We start from the raw sequence: 16,603 nt of genomic DNA, 5'->3' as shown, positions 1-16,603 counted from the left end.
ACGGGTGTTCAGCAGCCTGGGCAGGCGTCGGACGGCGCCGGCGTACAGGGCACGCCGGCGCAGCAGTTCTCGGTCAGGAAGCCGAGCAGCGCGTTCATATTGCCGATGTTGGCGGCATAGATGACGAAGCGGCCGTCCTGGCGCGAGTCGATCAACTCGGCGTGCGACAGTTCCTTCAAATGGAAGGACAACGAGGACGGCGGAATACCCAGATGCTCGCCGATCTTGCTGGCGGCCATGCCCTGCGGTCCGGCCTGCACCAGCAGGCGGAACACCGCCAGGCGCGACTCCTGCGCCAGCGCCGCCAGGGCGGACAGTACGTTCTTGGTTTCCACGGTCGTTCCTTTCGATCTCACTTCCATAGTTCAATGATAGTGGAAATATCGAATAAATGTACAGGAAATTTAACTTGTGAACTTTTTGATAGCGAATCGCCGGCTGGCTATGATTTATCCGTGCCGGCCAGCCTTCGCCAAGGGCGCGTCGCTGGCGGACCCGGCCGACCAGCTATTAGCGGCCGTTGCCGAGCCGGCGCGCGCCCGCCGGCGCCGCGGCCCTGTGCTCCTTGAGCTTGAACACGGCCAGCGCCTGCATCAGCTTGTTGGCCTGCAAGGCCAGGCCGGCTGTCGCGGCGGCGGCCTGCTCGACCAGCGCGGCGTTTTGCTGGGTCACGTCGTCGAGCTGGGTCACCGCTTGGTTGACCTGGGCGATGCCGGCGCCCTGCTCGGCCGAGGCGGTGGCGATCTCGCTCATGACCTGCTTGACGTCCTTGATCGAGGCGATGATGTCCTGCATGGTGCCGCCGGCGTTGTTGGCCATCTGCGTGCCGGCCTTGACCTTCTCGGCCGAGACGTCGATCAGCTGCTTGATCTCGCGCGCCGCCGCCGCCGAGCGCTGGGCCAGGCTGCGCACCTCGGTGGCGACGACGGCGAAGCCACGGCCCTGCTCGCCGGCGCGCGCCGCCTCGACCGCCGCGTTCAGCGCCAAGATATTGGTCTGGAAGGCGATGCCGTCGATGATGCCGATGATGTCGGAAATCTTGCCCGACGAGGCGCTCATGTCGGCGATGGTTGCGATCACCTTGACGACGATCTGGCCGCCGTTCTCGGCGATCGAGGTGGCGTCGTTGGCCATGATGTTGGCCTGGGTGGCGTGGCTGGTGTTCTGCGTCACGGTCGAGGCGAGCTGTTCCATGCTCGAGGCGGTCTGCTCCAGCGCAGCGGCCTGCGCCTCGGTACGCGCCGACAGGTCCAGGTTGCCGGTGGCGATCTCGCGGGTGGCGCTCTGCATCTGGACGAAGTTGCCGCGCACGTCGCCGATGATGCTGTGCAGGTTGACGCCGAGCTGGCGCAGCGAGCGCAGCAGTTGGCCGATCTCGTCGCTGCGCTCGGTGCGGATGTCGGCGCGCAGGTCGCCGCCGGCCATCGCCTGGATGCTGCCCAGCGCGCCCTGCAAGGGCGCGACGATGCTCTGCACCAGGAAATACCAGAGCGCCAGCACGCCGAGCATGGCGGCGGCGGCCAGGCCGCCCAGCCAGCCGGACGCCGACGCCGCCGACATGGCGGCGCCGCCGAGGACGGCCAGCGTGGCCAGCAGCAGGGACATGGCCAGGCCGATGCGCCGGCGCAGCGACAGGCCGGCCAGCGCGGCCAGGCCGCCGCGCCAACCGGTGGCGACGGCGCGGCCCTGGCGGATCGCCAGGCGCTTGGGGTTGCCGGCGCGGATGTCGCGGTACAGCTGGTCGGCGGCGGCCACCTGCTCGCGGCTCGGCTTGGTGCGCACCGACATGTAGCCGACCGGACGGCCGTGCTCCATGGTCGGGGTAACGTTCGCCATGACCCAGTAGAAGTCGCCGTTCTTGCAGCGGTTCTTCACCAGGCCGGTCCACGGCAGGCCGGACTTGATGGTGGCCCACAGGTCGGCGAAGGCCTCCTTCGGCATGTCCGGGTGGCGCAGGATGTTCTGCGGCGCGCCGATCAACTCCTCCTCCGCGTAGCCGCTGACTTCGATGAAGTAGGGGTTGGCGTAGGTGATGTTGCCCTGCAGGTCGGTGGTCGAGACGATGGTCTGGCCATCGCCCAGCACATACTCGTGGTTGCTAACCGGGTTGTTCAAACGCACTGGATTCTTCCTCTCTGGCTGGCCAAATCAATACTCAAAGAAGACTTGGCGCCACGCATGCTTTCCGGTGGAGAAAACGACATCTCAGGGTATTGTGGCAGGTATTATTGGGGCCGTCTTCTGCGGAGCGGCTGTAGTGGAAAAATAATATTTCCATTCGGCATTATTATACTTCATTTGCGAAGTAGTTCCGCCTTGTTCCCCTTGTTTGCGATGCCAATAAACAACATGATTACCCTTCGGGAAATGTTTTCCATTCCCTAGTTCAGCGCGGCCTCGACGGCGGCGGCGGCGTCGAACAGATGGCCCTCGGCGCCCGGGGCGCAGGCCAGCATCACGCTGGGGGCCAGGCCGGTGGCCGGGTCGGCGTGGCGCCAGGCCGGCACGGCGATGGCCGGCAGGTCGCAGTAGTTGCAGAAGGTGATGGGCGTCATCAAGCCGTTCGGGCCGGGCCGCAGGGTCTTGCGGTTCATGCCGCCGTGCTTGGGCGCCAGCAGGCCCAGCGTGGGCAGCAGCAGGATGCCGTCGGCGCCGAGCAGGCCGCGATAGTGCGCCCGCGCCGCCTCGAAGGTGGCGACCAGGCGGGCCAGCTGGGCGGCGCCGCGCGGCTTGATGAACTGGCCCAAGGTGGCGCCCTGCAACATCCACATGAACAGGCCGGGGTCGATGCTGGCGCGGCCGGTGAGCTGGCGCAGCGCCTCGCCCCAGACGTTGAAGCGGCCCGCCTGCGGCGTGCTGAGCAGCGCCTGCCAGGATGGCGCGGCGTCGTGCAGGATCATCGAAGGCATGCGGAAGAACAGCTTGCCGACGTCGCCGAAGGACGCCGTTTCGGGCCGCATGCCGGCCAGACCCAGCGCGCTCTGCGCCGCCGCCAGGGCGGCGTCGATGCAGGCGCTTTCGTTCTTGTACGGAAAGCCGGCCGGGCCGATCAGACGCAGGCCGGCCAGCGGCGCGGGCGGCGCCGGCGCGCGCTCGGCGATCACCTGGTAGACCATTCTGGCGTCGCGCACGCTGCGGGTGATCGGGCCGATGCCCAGCCAGCTGGCGCTGTGGCCGTCGATTTGCGGCCAGGTGCCGGCGCCGTCGACGGCGCCCGAGGCCGGTTTGAAGCCGACCAGGCCGCAGAAGGCGGCCGGGATGCGGATCGAACCGAGGATGTCCGAACCGAGGCCGAAGGCGCTGGCGCCGGAGCCGACCAGCACGCCCTCGCCGCCGGTCGAGCCGCCGGCCGCGCGGCTGGGGTCGAGCGGGTTGTTGCTGCGGCCGTAGCGCGGGTTGCTGGTCTCGCCGGTCATGGCGAACTCGGGCACGTTGCTGCGCGCCATGAGGATGGCGCCGGCGCCGCGCAGCTTGGCGACCACGGCGGCGTCGACCGCCTGCGGCAGCGGCGTCATGCGGCGCGAGCCGGCGGTGATGCTGTGGCCGGCGATGCCGAAGGTTTCCTTGACCGAGCACGGCAGGCCGGCCAGCGGCCCCGGCCGGGCTTGCCGCAGCGCCTCGGCGGCCTCCTCGCGCAACACCTGGGTGGCGCCGTTGAGCGCGCCCTGGGTGGCGTCGAGCCGGGCCAGATGCTGGCGCAACAAGTCGGCGGCGCTGCGTTCGCCGCTCGCCAACATCTGTTTCAGGTCGGTGGCGTCGGGCATGGCGGGGCGCTGCGGGGTGGCGGTCGGCGTCATCGATTCTTGTCCGGATGAAAGATTAAAGGTGCAGCAAGTATATGCCAAGCCTGTGGCGGCGGCGCCAAACAAGGGATTACAAATCCTTCCAGCAATGTTAATGTGTAGCTCATCAACGCCCCCTGCCCGCCCACATGACCGCCGACACCCTGCGCAAGTTGAGCAAACTGTTCGCCCTGCTGGTGGCCGCCGTGCTCGCCGTGTTGCTGCTGGTGAGCGCCTTCGTGCTGCACAATCTGTACCAGAGCCAGCAGCGCTACCAGGGCAACGCCGAGGAAACCTCGCGCAACCTGGCCATTTCGCTGGAGAATTTCCTGCATTCGCACTTCCAGGAGGTGGACCTGGCGATGCGCCGCGCCGCCAGCGAGTTCCGCACCCTGCACAGCGAGCGGCGCTTCGACGACGCCACCTTCAGCGCCTTCCTGCGCGGCCTGAAGGAGCGCCTGCCGCAGGCCGACGCGGTGCGCGGCTCGGACCGCGACGGCCGCGTCATCTACGGCGAGAAGGTCGACCTGGCCAATCCGCAAAACCTGTCGATCCGCGAGTTCTACCAACGCAGCAAGACCGAGCGCGAGCTGGTGTTCGGCGTGCCGGTCAAGTCGCGCATCTCGGGCGAGTGGGTGTTCCCGCTGATGTACGCGTTGACGCTGCCGGACGGCGGCTTCGGCGGCACCGCCTATGTCAACCTGAACAATTCGCGCATCACCGAGCTGTTCTCCTCGCTCAACGTGGGCGAGCACGGCGTCATCATCCTGATCGACCAGCAGCGCCGCGTGCTGCACCGCTACCCCGAGTCGAGCGCGATGCAGACCGGCAGCCAGGTGGCGCTGTCGGCCGAGACCAGCCGCATCCTGGCGAGCGGCCAGCGGCGCGCCACCTACACCTCGGTCAGCGTGCGCGACGGCCGCGAGCGCGTGGTCAGCGTCGAGCGCATCGGCGGCTATCCGATCTTCGTGGTGGTGGGCCTGGCCAAGCAGGACTTCCTGACGCCCTGGCGCAAGGAGGCGCGCGACGACGCCATCTTCCTGGCCGCCCTGTACGTGCTGGCCGGCGGCCTGCTGCTGGGGGTGCGCGCCGCACTGCGCCGGCAGGAGCAGGCCTTGCAGCAGCTGCTGCAGAAGGACCAGGCGCTGCAGGGCTCGCTGGCGGCGCTGACCCAGTCGGAGCAGCGCTGGCGCTCGCTCACCGAGGGCCTGCCGCAGATGGTCTGGACGCTGACGCCGCAACGCCGCTTCGAGTTCCTCAGCCACCACTGGCAGGACTTCACCGGCATCGACACGGCCACGCTGCTGGCCGGCGCCGCCTGGTTCGACATCCTGCACGCCGACGACCGCGGCCGCATCGACGCCGCCTGGACCGCCGCCCTGGCGGCCGGCGGCGAGTTCCGCTGCGACTGCCGGCTGCGCCGCGCCGACGGCGCCTGGCGCGTGTTCGACCACCACGCGCTGCCGCAGCGCGACCCGGCCGGACGGCTGCTGTGCTGGGTCGGCAGCAGCACCGACATCACGGCGGCGCGCGAGGCGCACGTCCAGCTGTCGCAGGCCAAGGACGCGGCGCTGGCGGCCGGCCGCGCCAAGAGCGAGTTCGTGGCCAACATGAGCCACGAGATCCGCACGCCGATGAACGCCGTGCTGGGCATGCTGCAACTGCTGCAACAGACCGCGCTGGCGCCGCGCCAGCAGGACTACGCGGTGAAGGCCGAGGCGGCGGCGCGTTCGCTGCTCGGCCTGCTCAACGACATCCTCGACTTCTCCAAGGTCGAGGCCGGCAAGCTGACGCTCGACTGCCATCCGTTCAGCGTCGACAAGCTGCTGCGCGACCTGTCGGTGATCCTCTCGGCCAACGTCGGCGACAAGGACGTCGAGGTGCTGTTCCAGATCGACCCGGCGCTGCCCAAGTGGGTCAGCGGCGACGCGCTGCGGCTGCAACAGATCCTGCTCAACCTGAGCGGCAACGCCATCAAGTTCACCGCCCACGGCGAGGTGCTGCTGTCGGTGCGCCTGCTGGCGCGCGACGAGGCCGGCCTGCGGCTGGCCTTCGGCATCCGCGACACCGGCATCGGCATCTCGGCCGAGCAGTGCGAGCGCATCTTCGAGGGCTTCTCGCAGGCCGAGGCGTCGACCGCGCGGCGCTACGGCGGCAGCGGCCTGGGCCTGGCCATCAGCCAGCGCCTGGTGCGCCTGATGGGTGGCGAGCTCAGCGTGGACAGCACGCCCGGCCTGGGCAGCGTGTTCGAGTTTGTCGTGGTGTTGCAGCCGGCCGCCACGCCGGCCGCGCTGCTGGCCGATCCGACCCTGCTGCAACAGCTCGACTGCCTGGTGGTGGACGACAACCCGAGCGCGCGCCAGGTGCTGGCCGAGATGGCGCAGTCCTTCGGCTGGCTGGTCGAGACCGCCGCCGACGGCGCCGCCGCGCTGGCCGCGCTGGCGCGGCGCGGCCCGGCGCGGCCCTACGACGTCATCTTCGTCGACTGGCGCATGCCCCAGCTCGACGGCTGGGACACCGCCGTGCGGCTGCGCCAGATGCTGCCGGCCGGCGCCGGTCCGCTGATCATCATGGTGACCGCCTACGACCGCGAGATGCTGGCGCAAAAACAACACGATCAACACTGTCGGGACGGCCAGCACGGTCGGCCTGAATCGGCCGGCGCCACGCTCGACGGCGTGCTGGTCAAGCCGGTGACCGCCTCGATGCTGTTCGACGCCGTGGCCGACGCCAAGCTGGGCCAGCGCCGCAGCGCGGCGGCGGTCCAGGCGGCGCCGTCGCGGCGCCGCCTGGACGGCCTGCGCCTGCTGCTGGTGGAGGACAATCCGGCCAACCAGCAGGTGGCGCGCGAGCTGCTCGGCTACGAGGGCGCCGAGGTGGCGCTGGCCAACTGCGGCCAGGCCGCCATCGACGCGGTGCGCGACGGCGCGGCGCCCGACCTGATCCTGATGGACATCCAGATGCCGGACATGGACGGCTACCACGCCACCCGCGCCATCCGCGCCCTGCTGGGCTGGCGCACCCCGCCCATCGTCGCCATGACGGCCAACGCGCTGGCCAGCGACCGCGCCGCCGCGCTGGCGGCCGGCATGGTCGACCATGTCGGCAAACCCTTCGACCTGGACCAACTGGTCGCCGTCATCCTGGCCCACGGACCGGGCGGCGCCGGTGGCGGCGACGCTAGCGGCGCAGGCGGCAGCGGCGCCGCCGGCGGACTGGCCGCACCAAGCGACGCCGCCGTGCTGAACGGCGGCGCCGCGTTGAAGCGCATGGGCGGCCTGAGCCAGTTGTATCTGCTGGCCCTGCGCGACTTTGCCGGCGAGGCCGGCCGCATCGGCGCGCTGCTGCTCGGCGCCATCGAGCGGCACGCAACCTGGCGGCGGCGCGGCCGCTGCTGCACGTGCTCAAGGGCCTGGCCGGCACGGTCGGCGCCGAGCAGTTGGCCGCCTTGGCGGCGGCGGCCGAGACGGCCGCCGCGCCGGACGGCTGGGTCGCGCTCGGCTCGGTGTTGGCGGCGATACCGCCCGCGCTGGCGGCGATCGAACAGTTGGCGGCGTCGCTCGAGGAGGACGCCGCGTCCGGCGCGGCGGGCTAGCAGCGCCCTGGCCAAGCCGCCACACTCCGCCCTGGAGCTGGAGCGGAACGACTGGACCTCGTTCCAGCTGGAACTCCAGAATGACGTGCTGCGGTCATGAATGCAGTCGGCCCCGCCGGCGCAGTCCTTCGGCGCGCTCGGCATGGCCGACGCCTGCTACTTCGACGACCCGTGTTGATGTGCCCCTTGCGGTAAGGCGCCAGACCACGTAGCACCTCCTCCGTCAGCACATAGCCCTTCGCCTGTATCCCCTTCAGCAGCTTGGTCATTTCATGGACGTTATGCAAGATCACCATGTTCGCCACGAGCTGGTTGTACTTGATCACCTTGCGTCATGCGGCCGGCGGTCGATGCGCTGCAGGAGGCCCAGCGTCTCCGGGACAATGGCCATTTCGCCGCCGCGGTGGTCTTCGCTGTTTCCTGCACGGAGCTGCTGCTCAAAGCGGCGATTCTGACGCCGGTGGTGCATGGTCTGGTTCATATCGAGAGTCTGGCCGACGTGGTGGTGGAAAACACGCTCTCCGGACCGGGCTATATCCGCTATGCGAAGCTGCTTGCTCGCCTGTTCACAGAATTTGTCGGTATCGACATCCATTCGCTGCAACGTCCCGAATCGACCGCCAAATTGCTGGCCGAATGCGACGCGCAGCGGGGGCTGCGTAACCGGATTGTCCACGCGGGCGCGTCCGCCACCGAGGAACAGGCGCGCGCCGGCGTGGCCATCTCCACCGCAGTCTTCAATCTGATCGTCAATCCGATGCTGCATCAGTTGGGATTGACGGTGGAGGATGCCGGCCAGATCCAGCCGCGTGCCGGCTAGTCCCAACTAGACGGTACGCCGGTCGGCGGCATCTGCGGCGGCCGCAGCCATAAAACTGCCGTGGAAAAGTCGGGATTCGCGCTATAATGTTAAATATACTTAACATTAAATGAGCTAGACCATGAACCTGGCCCAAATCGGCGGTGAAATTCACATCAAGCGTATCCAGGCAGGCTTGCTGCAGGAGCATCTCGCCAAATTCGCCGGACTGTCGCGCGTGACGATCAACCAGCTGGAGAACGGCACGCTGAAGTACCTTGGCTACACCAAGCTGAAGGCGGTGATGGACATTCTTGGCCTGGACATGGAGACCGTGCAACCCTCGGGCCTTAAAAGCGCGCTGACGGTCGCCGCACGCAGCATCAGCACCAGCTACCGGGACGTGATGACGCCGGACATGCTGTCGATGATGCTGCGTTCCGGCCAGGCGCCGGACCAGTTCCAGCCCCATTTAATGGCCTTGCTCGATGAGACGCCGTTGCCGGTGGTGGTGAAAGCCGTCGCCGAGGCGGCCACATCCGACGTGCCCGCGAAGAAAATCATGAAAAACCTCAGTCAGTGGGCGAAACAATGGAAAGTATGCAGAACGGTCTGGTGATGGCGGGCATGCCGGGCATTCCCCGGACCTGGGAGACGCTGTTCTCCCAAGCGCTGAAGGTGATCGGCGAGATCGCCAGGCACGGCCGCGACGATCCCTTCTGGACCTTCGGCGGCGGCACCGTTCTCATGCTGCGCTACGGCCACCGCTTCAGCAAGGACATCGACATCTTTGTTCCGGATCCGCAGTCGCTCGGCTTCGTCACGCCCCGGCTGAGCGACGTCGCCGAATCCATCACCACCGACTACGTGGAGGCGGCCGGCTACGTCAAGCTGTACCTGCCCGAGGGCGAGATCGACTTCGTGGCCGCGCCCAACCTGACCGCGCCGGGATTTGAAATCGAGACCGTCCTGGGGCATCAAGTACGGGTCGAAACGTCGGTCGAAATCATCGCGAAAAAGATGTGGCACCGTGGCGATCGCATCACGGGACGCGACATCTTCGATTTTGCCCTGATCGCGGAGCGCGAACCGGAGGTACTCATGGCGGCGCGTAAGTTTATGACCCGGCACGCGGCAGCGGTATTCCAGCAACTCGACGAGCGATACATCCCGCTCAAACAGCAATTCGATGCGGTCGACTCCCTCAATTTCCACCCGACCTTTGACCAGGCCTGCCACACCTTGAAAGGTACGCTGACCGCCATGCTCGACGTGCCGGCTGCGCAGGGTCTCTGATGCGCTATCCGAAGCCGCAAAAGGGCAATCCGCACAAGCTGACGATCGATCAGCATATCTTTCCAAAGGCCTGCATATCCCGTTTCGCCCGCGAGAATGGAACGGTGCAGGTGCGCCGAAAAGGCGGCGAACAAGATCTGTGGCTCACGCCGGGAAACTCGTATTTTTGTGCACGCCGCCTGTGGGATCAGGAGGCCGAAGCCGTCTTCATGAAAGCGATCGAGGACAGATATCAGGATGTGGCAAGGATCATTGTCGCCGGCGCCATCACCACGCTCGACGGCGCGATGACCGCCGCCGTCACGGACATGTATTTGCTCTGGACTCTCCGGCACGAGCGTTACCTCAATCCGCTTCCCGATATCAGGATAAACATGGTGGAGCCTGAGCGCGGGATGTCGGTCGACACGCAGGAGATCTTGGAGGCGAACGGATACCTGTTCGCCGCGCCGGACAATACGATCCCGAGCCGCTTCATGACCGGATTGCGTTTTGTTTTCGAGATGGACAGGGAAAGGCGAAGAATGGCGGGCAAGAGATGGGGCATTTTGAGGTCGAGCGAGGCGGAATTTCTGGTGCCGGATAATTTCTCGGCCTATAGCTGTAGCGGCTCGCATTTCAAACTGCCCGTGCTCGCATTCGACGCCGATTCCGGCTCGAATTAACTGCAAACGACGGCGGGCCCGTGCTCACGCTATCTGCAAATGAGCTTGCAATCGACGGCGCCGGCTCGCATTCCATGGCCGCCGGCTCACGCTAACTGCAAATGACGGCTCATATCGGCAACCCTGCCGCCAGCATGCGCTCGCGGACCTCGGCCGCGCGCTTCGGTTCGAGCTGGTTGCTGAACATCGCCCGGATTTCGGCCGCCTTCGCGTCGAACTGCTCGGTCATGTCCTTGAGCCGGTAGCCGTGGCGCGCCAGCGTCGGCTCCAGGTCGTCGAGCTGGCGCGACAGCACCGTCTCCACCAATTCCGCCGTGACCGGCTCTTCGCCCGTCTGGTAGCCGGCTTCGAGCGCCAACGTCAGGTGTAGCTGGACCTGCATCGGCGTGCGATGCCAGCGTGCTCAAGGCTCGATATATCTCAAGTTAAACGACACTAAGACGGTTATTGTTGGAATTAGCAAATGCAAAAAACTTGGTTCGCGCAATGACTTGCGCAATCGCCGCCGTGTGGGTCTGCGCCGACCTTATGAGCCGGTGGGCGAAGGTAGAGAGCATGCGCGGCGGCCGGTGGTACCCGGCCCTCATCACGCTGCCGACGGCCACCTGCTCGCGTCCTCGGGCCATCCAACCGCCCGCCGAAGACAAGAGGAGGAATGAGGATGAAGAACAAACGAGCAGCTTGTGATCAAGTTGAGGCGCCACTCACCATTGACCAAGAAATTGAACTTGGCGACCAGTTCGGCGAACCGGGCTGGTTCGACATCAACCGAGTGCGTCATCCCCAGACGGAGCCTCCGAAGCCTGCAGGCTGCGTTGCACTCAACGTGAGTATGCTGTCGCTTGAGAGAATCCACAGCATCCCCGACTGGTCGCCGGAGAACGCCCAAGTGATGTTCGGCGGGCCTCGTTCCCTCCCTCGGGCATCCACCACTACCCGGCTGCGCCGATTCAACGGAACCTTGGTCGAACCGGCGAATTTCACCCAGATCTACGACGGCGAGAGCCGACAGGTCTATTCGACGACGAGTGCGCCGTGGATCCGAGTCGGTCAGCTCATAACTAGTCTCGGCGGCAGTGGGAGTGCGGCGCTGGTCGGCAAATCGACCATCCTGACCGCCTCCCATGTCGTCAAGCGCTCTTGGGTGCCGGGTGGTCCTGTCTTGGGCACCGTTACCTTCACGCCCGGCATGTTCAACGGCACGTCAGTGCTCGGACCGACATGGACGGCGAACGTGATTGGCATCGCCGCGTGGGAACAATTCGTGGATCAGGACGGGTACGACATGGCCATCTGTCAACTGGATCAGCCGTTCGGGAACTGGCTTGGCTACTTCGGCTATCGCACGTACGACGACGACTGGGAGGATATGCGTGTCTGGACGCACGCTGGATACCCCTACGATCTCAGTAGGTTGGGAGACCGCCCCTGCTACGAGCAAGGCATATCCGTCCACGATGACGACGGCGATAGCTACGACACGCTAGAGCTCGAGACCCGGGCGGATATCGCGAGCGGTCAATCAGGCGGCCCACTGTGGGGCCGGTGGACGAACGGCGGTCGGCAGATCATTGGCACGCTGAGTGGCCGTGAGGACAACTTCCTTGAGGAGAAGAACAGCCTCTTCGCTGGCGGGAACGGGTTGAGCCGTCTCGTCAGGTGGGGCCTTGACAACTGGGGCTGACTTTACAATTTTACAGGCCCTGCCTGGGGGAATTTGGGTGGCCAAAAGTGGGGGATTTTGAAGTGGCCAACCGGGTACAAACCGATCCCTACCAAGTGCGCTCCCTCGCCCGCCAGGACGGTCGCACGTGTACGATGAAGCGACCATCACTTGCGGGGTGATGCTTCGTTCGCCGAGAATCCTGGGCGCCGCTGTACTCACACGTGTTGGAAGCCCTCCGCGCATCGCTTGGCGCTGACGCGCGAGCGTGACCGGGACCGGTTGCAGGGTCTGATACGCGGCGGCAATGTCGTCCGTGCTATAGCCGCGCGCCTGGAGCACGCGCAGGGCGGCCAAGGCGTCGTCGTCCTGCAGTAGGGGGATTTCCTCGATGTGGACCTCGGACTGGCCGTGCACCTCCACTCCCGACGGGTCGTGAGGAACGGGCTCGACCCCGCGCTCTGCAGGGGCGTGGTCCGGATCGACGTCCTCCACGGGCAGGAGCTGGTCGAAGTAGTCGCGGTCGGCTGCGCTGAGCTCCTGGAAGTCGGCCCATCGCCTCGCGATGTTCGCGCCGGCATGGAACACGACGACGCCCTGGTTGAGGACATGGCCGGGGGCGTTCTGCCGTATGACGCGCATGATGCGGTCGACGAACTGCACGAACGGCGACAGGTTGCTGAAGATGCTGAACACGGCGGCCACGGACAGATACGGGTGGTCGAACCCTTCGTTGAGCTTGCGTACCTGGACGATCACGTCGAGCTCGTGGTTCTCCAGTCGTTGCATTACCCTTTGGTTGGCCGGCGTGTTTTCTCGCGAATGAACGCCCCCCGCGCGCAGACCCCGTGCGACGTAGGCTTCGACTACCTGCTGGCAGTGTTCGTAATTGAGGGCGGAGGCGATGATCTTCAGCCGGCCGTCGCCGGACTCCTCGCGCAGCCGGCGCAGCTCTCGGATGGAGGCGTCGGCGATGGTGTTCAGCGTTTCGGTGGACGTAACAATACTGCGGCGAAATTTGGCGTCCTCCTCGCCCAGCCGGCGCACCTCGTCGAGCCCCACCTCGATCTCCTGCCCGTCCTCGCGGCGGACGTAGCGAAGCGTGCGGAACGCATGCTGGCGGCGGGCTTGCCAATATGAGCCGTCATTTGCAGTTAGCGTGCGCCGGCGGCCATGGAATGCGAGCCGGCGCCGTCGATTGCAATCTCATTTGCAGATAGCGTGAGTACGAGCCTACTGTCATTTGCAGTTAATTGCAGATCGCCGAATTACGCGCCCAGTATTTATCTCTGACAACCACAACGAGCTAGAATCCATCCCATGCCCCCAACGAACTCTGGACAATTGGCATCGCCGGCTACGCGGCGGTCATCTCGACATTCGTACTTGGTTGGGACGCCTACAAATGGCTGCACTCTGGGCCGAAGGTACGCCTGCTGGCGAGCACCGGTATGAAAATGGTAGGGGGGGCCAGCTGGACCCAAACACCTACATCTCGGTAACCGCAGTCAACCTAGGGGATCGGGCGACGACAATAACCAACCTCGGCTTCCTATATTTCGATTCATGGTTCGGCGTTATGTTCCGACGCAACAGGCCGGCAAAAACATTCATCATCACTTCGCCATCGCCGGCTCAAGCATTGCCGTTTCGGTTTGAAGCCGGCGCGCAGTGGATAGGAATGGCGCTTCAGGGCGCTGATGTTGTGGAGATGATCCGGAACGGCCACCTGTTCGTCGTTCTCTATCACTCGCATGGCGGAAGCGGCGTTCGCTTCAGATTGAAGTCCAAGGAACTCACCGCTTAGGTTTTGAATTTCTGCGTATATTCATAGACTTATCTATGTTTTTGCGAAAAAAACCGCAATCCCGGCCAACCCTCGGACGGGCACAACCTGGAAGTGCGCTGCTACTGATCGGCACGGCGCCGCGGCCCGATCGTCGGAACGCGGCCACCGCTCCAACAAGGACATCGACATCTTCCGGCCGGATTCCCGGGCCGACATGCGCGAAGCACCTGCCCTGCGACGCGACGACGCGCCGGCCGCCGGGGCGCGACATAGCCTCGACGCCGGCGCAGGCGACGCAGCGGCCCATGTACCCCGGCCCGGCCATCCCCGGCACCCGCACCGACCGCGTCAGGTCGAAATCCGCCCAAGGCAGCGTGACAGCAAAGTCTCGTTTGACAGGATAGTCAGTTTAATCTACATTGTGGTCATGGGGTTGCCTTATGGCAATTCCGCGGTGCCCGCATACCGGCGGTGCTGATGGCTTGGGATCAATATACTGGTCGTGGCTGTTCCGGCGCGCAAGTCAAGGAGAGGACAAGAATGCACTGCGCGTTCAATTGCCGATTTAGCCAACCGCTCCATCCGACCGTTGTTGGTCCGCCAGGCGGGTAAAGACATGCAATATGGAATTCAAGGTCACGTCAGTACACCCGTCGGGAAGTCCGAACGTAGCGAACGCCAGGACCAAGGTGCGCGGCGCACTTGCCAAGAGGAATAGGATGAACCAAATGATAGCCACCAGCAAGGCGCCAAGCAGCGGAACCACCCGCTCCATCAACTGGGCCGACAAGCACTACCTGGTGATCGACGATTGCGCCAGCATCCGCCAATTGCTGCGCGAGAGCCTGCGTAGCATGGGCGCAAAATTCATCGACCAGGCGATGGACGGCAGCGAAGCGGTCGCCCTCATCAACAACAAGCGCTACGACATCATTATGTGTGACTACCACCTGGAAGGGGGGCGGAATGGCCAGCAAATCCTGGAGGAGGCGCGCGGCAACAATTGGCTCAAGCCCAGTGGCATCTTCATCATGGTGTCGGCCGAAAAGAGCGCCGATTCCGTGATGGGCACGGCCGAATTCCACCCCGACGCCTATCTGATCAAGCCGATCACCGAAGGCATGTTAAACACGCGCCTGAATCGCATCTGGCAAAAAAAGCAGGTGTTCCAGAAAATCGACCTCGCTTATGCGCGAAAGGACTTTGCCGGCGCGGCGGCGCTGTGCGACATCCAGATCGCCGGCAACAAGCTGCACGAACATGACTTGCTGCGCATGAAGGCCAGTCTATTGCTGAAATGCGGTGAACGGGCCAAGGCACGCGCCATCTATACGCAGGTATTGTGCCAACGAGAGTGCACCTGGGCCAAGGCCGGGCTGGCCGAGCTCCATTTGCAGGACGGCGACTATGGCGCGGCCTGTCAGATGTTCCAGGATGTAATCGACGGCAACCACCTGTACCTGGACGCCTACGATCAGCTTGCCGCCGCGCACAAGCAGTTGGGGCAGCAGGAACAAGCCAGCACGGTACTGGAGCAGGCCGCCAGATTGTCGCCCAACTCCGTGAATCGCCAGAGGACGCTTGGCGAAGTCTCCCTGCGGCTGGGCAACGTCGCGGCGGCGGAGAAGGCTTTCCGCAAATGCATCAGTGTCGGCGAGCATTCAATCAGCAGAACCGCGGATCCCTACTTCGGACTGGCCCGGGCATGTGGCATCAGGAAGGCGCCCTTGGAGGCGTTGCAGATCCTGGCGACGGTGCAGAAGAAGTTCGCCGGCGACGCCGGCAATCTTCGTGCCAGGATCACTGAAGGGCTGGTGTACCTGGACAACGACGACCAGCAGAGCGCAACGGCGATCGCCGAGGAGTTCAAAGCGATGCTGGCCACGGCGAGCGCCGGCGACCTGCCCCTCCCCGATACCTGCATGGATATCGCGACATTGTTGCTCGAAGTGGGCATCAAAGAGCCGGCGGTCAAGCTGCTGTGCTACATCATCCAGAACAACGACGACGACAAGAGCGTGCGCGACGAGGTGCAAAAGGTCTTCGAGCACGCGCAGATGGGCGAAGAGGGTGCCGAACTGATCGAGGGGGCGCGCAAAGAGGCGTCCGAGGTCATGAACCGTGGCGTGTTGTTGTGGAAGACCAACAGGTTGGAGGACGCGGTCGACTGGATGCGGGCCGCGCGCCTGAAGTTGCCGGGAAATCTGCGCATTTTGCTCAACACGGCGCAGATTTTGATCTCGCACGTGCAAAAGCGCGGCTACGATCCGGCACTGTTGGCCGAGGCGGCCGAGGTGCTGGCGCTGATCAACAGGATGGCGCCCGGCCAGCGCCGTCATACCGAACTTCTCTTGCAGCTGGGCAGCATCATGCCCGACATTCTTGACGTCGCCGGTCAGGCAGTGGCGCCTGGGGCGTAACACATGCGCTGCACGGCGCTCAATAGTTCCTCGTTCGCAAACGGCTTGCGCACCACGCCGTGGGCGCCCAAGGCCAGCGCCTCCCGCAGGCGCTCCTCGGTGTCGGCCGACACGACCAAGGTCTTCAGTGGCGTTGCCAGCTCGGTTTTTTGCAAAAAACGCAAAACATCCAAGCCGTCGAGGCCGGGCATGCGCAAGTCCAGGGTCATCACTGCCGGCTTGAAGCTGGCGAGCATGGCGCCCGCCTCGAAGCCATTGGAGGCGATCGCCGTTTCAAAGCCCGCAGCGCGCAGCACACGCTCGATGGCCTTTGCCATGGCCGGCTCGTCGTCGGCGATCAGCACGCGCCTTGGCAAGGCGCTCACCTCGCTACGGTCGGGAATCCCATTTTCACGCATGAAGCGATGCAGATCGTCTGGCAAGACCCGGCGATCGCCCCTGCCGGGCAATTTATAGGCGGGTAGCAGACCGCGATCTATCCAGCGCAATATGGTCCGGAAATTGACTCCGCAAATGCGCGCCGCCTCTCCCGTGGTCAATACCTCCTCCATGCCCACCTCCTGTCTCCTTTTTAGCGGCGTATCTTCAGTCCGT

13 protein-coding genes and 3 pseudogenes are annotated in these 16,603 nt (G+C 65.0%); 9 read left to right on the top strand and 7 right to left on the bottom strand.

From position 1 onward, the window contains the following. Positions 1–8 precede the first annotated feature (8 nt). The 3 genes from QC826_RS13570 to QC826_RS13560 form a co-directional block, all read right to left on the bottom strand. On the bottom strand, positions 9–335 hold the full coding sequence (locus tag QC826_RS13570; RefSeq protein WP_279766059.1) for an ArsR/SmtB family transcription factor: 327 nt from the start codon (positions 333–335) through the stop codon (positions 9–11). Positions 336–510: 175 nt separating this feature from the next. Next, the gene (locus tag QC826_RS13565) at positions 511–2,121 is read right to left on the bottom strand and encodes a PAS domain-containing methyl-accepting chemotaxis protein (protein WP_279766058.1); all 1,611 of its coding nucleotides are present in this window, start codon (positions 2,119–2,121) and stop codon (positions 511–513) included. A gap of 260 nt (positions 2,122–2,381) precedes the next feature. Continuing rightward, complete coding sequence (locus QC826_RS13560) at positions 2,382–3,797, bottom strand: amidase (RefSeq protein ID WP_279766057.1); 1,416 nt, start codon at positions 3,795–3,797, stop codon at positions 2,382–2,384. A 134-nt stretch (positions 3,798–3,931) separates the two neighbouring features. Here QC826_RS13560 and QC826_RS13555 point away from each other — a divergent pair. Both QC826_RS13555 and QC826_RS13550 read left to right on the top strand, forming a co-directional pair. Continuing rightward, positions 3,932–6,865 (top strand): annotated as a pseudogene (locus QC826_RS13555) (response regulator); the annotation flags it as partial. A gap of 290 nt (positions 6,866–7,155) precedes the next feature. After that, positions 7,156–7,377: an Hpt domain-containing protein gene (locus QC826_RS13550; protein WP_409567879.1), complete on the top strand. Its 222-nt coding sequence runs from the start codon at positions 7,156–7,158 to the stop codon at positions 7,375–7,377. Positions 7,378–7,550: 173 nt separating this feature from the next. Here QC826_RS13550 and QC826_RS13545 read toward each other — a convergent pair. Beyond that, positions 7,551–7,709 (bottom strand): annotated as a pseudogene (locus tag QC826_RS13545) (Tn3 family transposase); the annotation flags it as partial. A 2-nt stretch (positions 7,710–7,711) separates the two neighbouring features. Here QC826_RS13545 and QC826_RS13540 point away from each other — a divergent pair. The 4 genes from QC826_RS13540 (at position 7,712) to QC826_RS13525 (ending at position 10,137) form a co-directional block, all read left to right on the top strand. Then, positions 7,712–8,197 (top strand): hypothetical protein, encoded by a 486-nt coding sequence (locus tag QC826_RS13540; RefSeq protein WP_279766056.1) that lies wholly within the window; start codon positions 7,712–7,714, stop codon positions 8,195–8,197. A 121-nt stretch (positions 8,198–8,318) separates the two neighbouring features. Then, positions 8,319–8,795: a helix-turn-helix transcriptional regulator gene (locus tag QC826_RS13535; protein WP_279766055.1), complete on the top strand. Its 477-nt coding sequence runs from the start codon at positions 8,319–8,321 to the stop codon at positions 8,793–8,795. Beyond that, the gene (locus QC826_RS13530; protein WP_279766054.1) at positions 8,777–9,472 is read left to right on the top strand and encodes a nucleotidyl transferase AbiEii/AbiGii toxin family protein; all 696 of its coding nucleotides are present in this window, start codon (positions 8,777–8,779) and stop codon (positions 9,470–9,472) included. Before QC826_RS13535 ends, QC826_RS13530 begins: the two co-directional genes overlap by 19 nt. Continuing rightward, the gene (locus QC826_RS13525; RefSeq protein WP_279766053.1) at positions 9,472–10,137 is read left to right on the top strand and encodes a hypothetical protein; all 666 of its coding nucleotides are present in this window, start codon (positions 9,472–9,474) and stop codon (positions 10,135–10,137) included. The genes QC826_RS13530 and QC826_RS13525 overlap by 1 nt, the downstream gene beginning before the upstream one ends. 109 nt (positions 10,138–10,246) lie before the next feature. Here the strand turns inward: QC826_RS13525 and QC826_RS13520 are convergent, their stop codons facing one another. Then, positions 10,247–10,519, bottom strand: a complete 273-nt coding sequence (locus QC826_RS13520) for a phosphoribulokinase (protein WP_279766052.1) — start codon at positions 10,517–10,519, stop codon at positions 10,247–10,249. 279 nt (positions 10,520–10,798) lie between these two features. Between QC826_RS13520 and QC826_RS13515 the strand changes: the two genes are divergently transcribed. Further along, positions 10,799–11,821, top strand: coding sequence for a serine protease (locus QC826_RS13515; RefSeq protein ID WP_279766051.1), 1,023 nt, complete (start codon positions 10,799–10,801; stop codon positions 11,819–11,821). 624 nt (positions 11,822–12,445) lie between these two features. Here QC826_RS13515 and QC826_RS31615 read toward each other — a convergent pair. Then, positions 12,446–12,847: pseudogene (locus tag QC826_RS31615) on the bottom strand (helicase-related protein); the annotation flags it as partial. 358 nt (positions 12,848–13,205) lie between these two features. On the opposite strand from QC826_RS31615, the gene QC826_RS13510 reads away from it, so the two are divergent. Both QC826_RS13510 and QC826_RS13505 read left to right on the top strand, forming a co-directional pair. Continuing rightward, positions 13,206–13,607, top strand: a complete 402-nt coding sequence (locus tag QC826_RS13510) for a hypothetical protein (RefSeq protein WP_279766050.1) — start codon at positions 13,206–13,208, stop codon at positions 13,605–13,607. 710 nt (positions 13,608–14,317) lie between these two features. Then, positions 14,318–16,009: a response regulator gene (locus QC826_RS13505; protein WP_279766049.1), complete on the top strand. Its 1,692-nt coding sequence runs from the start codon at positions 14,318–14,320 to the stop codon at positions 16,007–16,009. Here QC826_RS13505 and QC826_RS13500 read toward each other — a convergent pair. Then, on the bottom strand, positions 15,985–16,560 hold the full coding sequence (locus QC826_RS13500) for a response regulator (protein WP_279766048.1): 576 nt from the start codon (positions 16,558–16,560) through the stop codon (positions 15,985–15,987). The genes QC826_RS13505 and QC826_RS13500 overlap by 25 nt on opposite strands. Between the last annotated feature and the right edge of the window lie 43 nt (positions 16,561–16,603).

The organism is Rugamonas sp. DEMB1 (genome assembly GCF_029834475.1).
GTDB classification, from domain to species: Bacteria; Pseudomonadota; Gammaproteobacteria; order Burkholderiales; family Burkholderiaceae_D; genus Rugamonas; species Rugamonas rubra.
The sequence above is the reverse complement of the archived record's forward strand: the minus strand, read 5'-3'. Positions and strand labels throughout refer to the sequence as shown.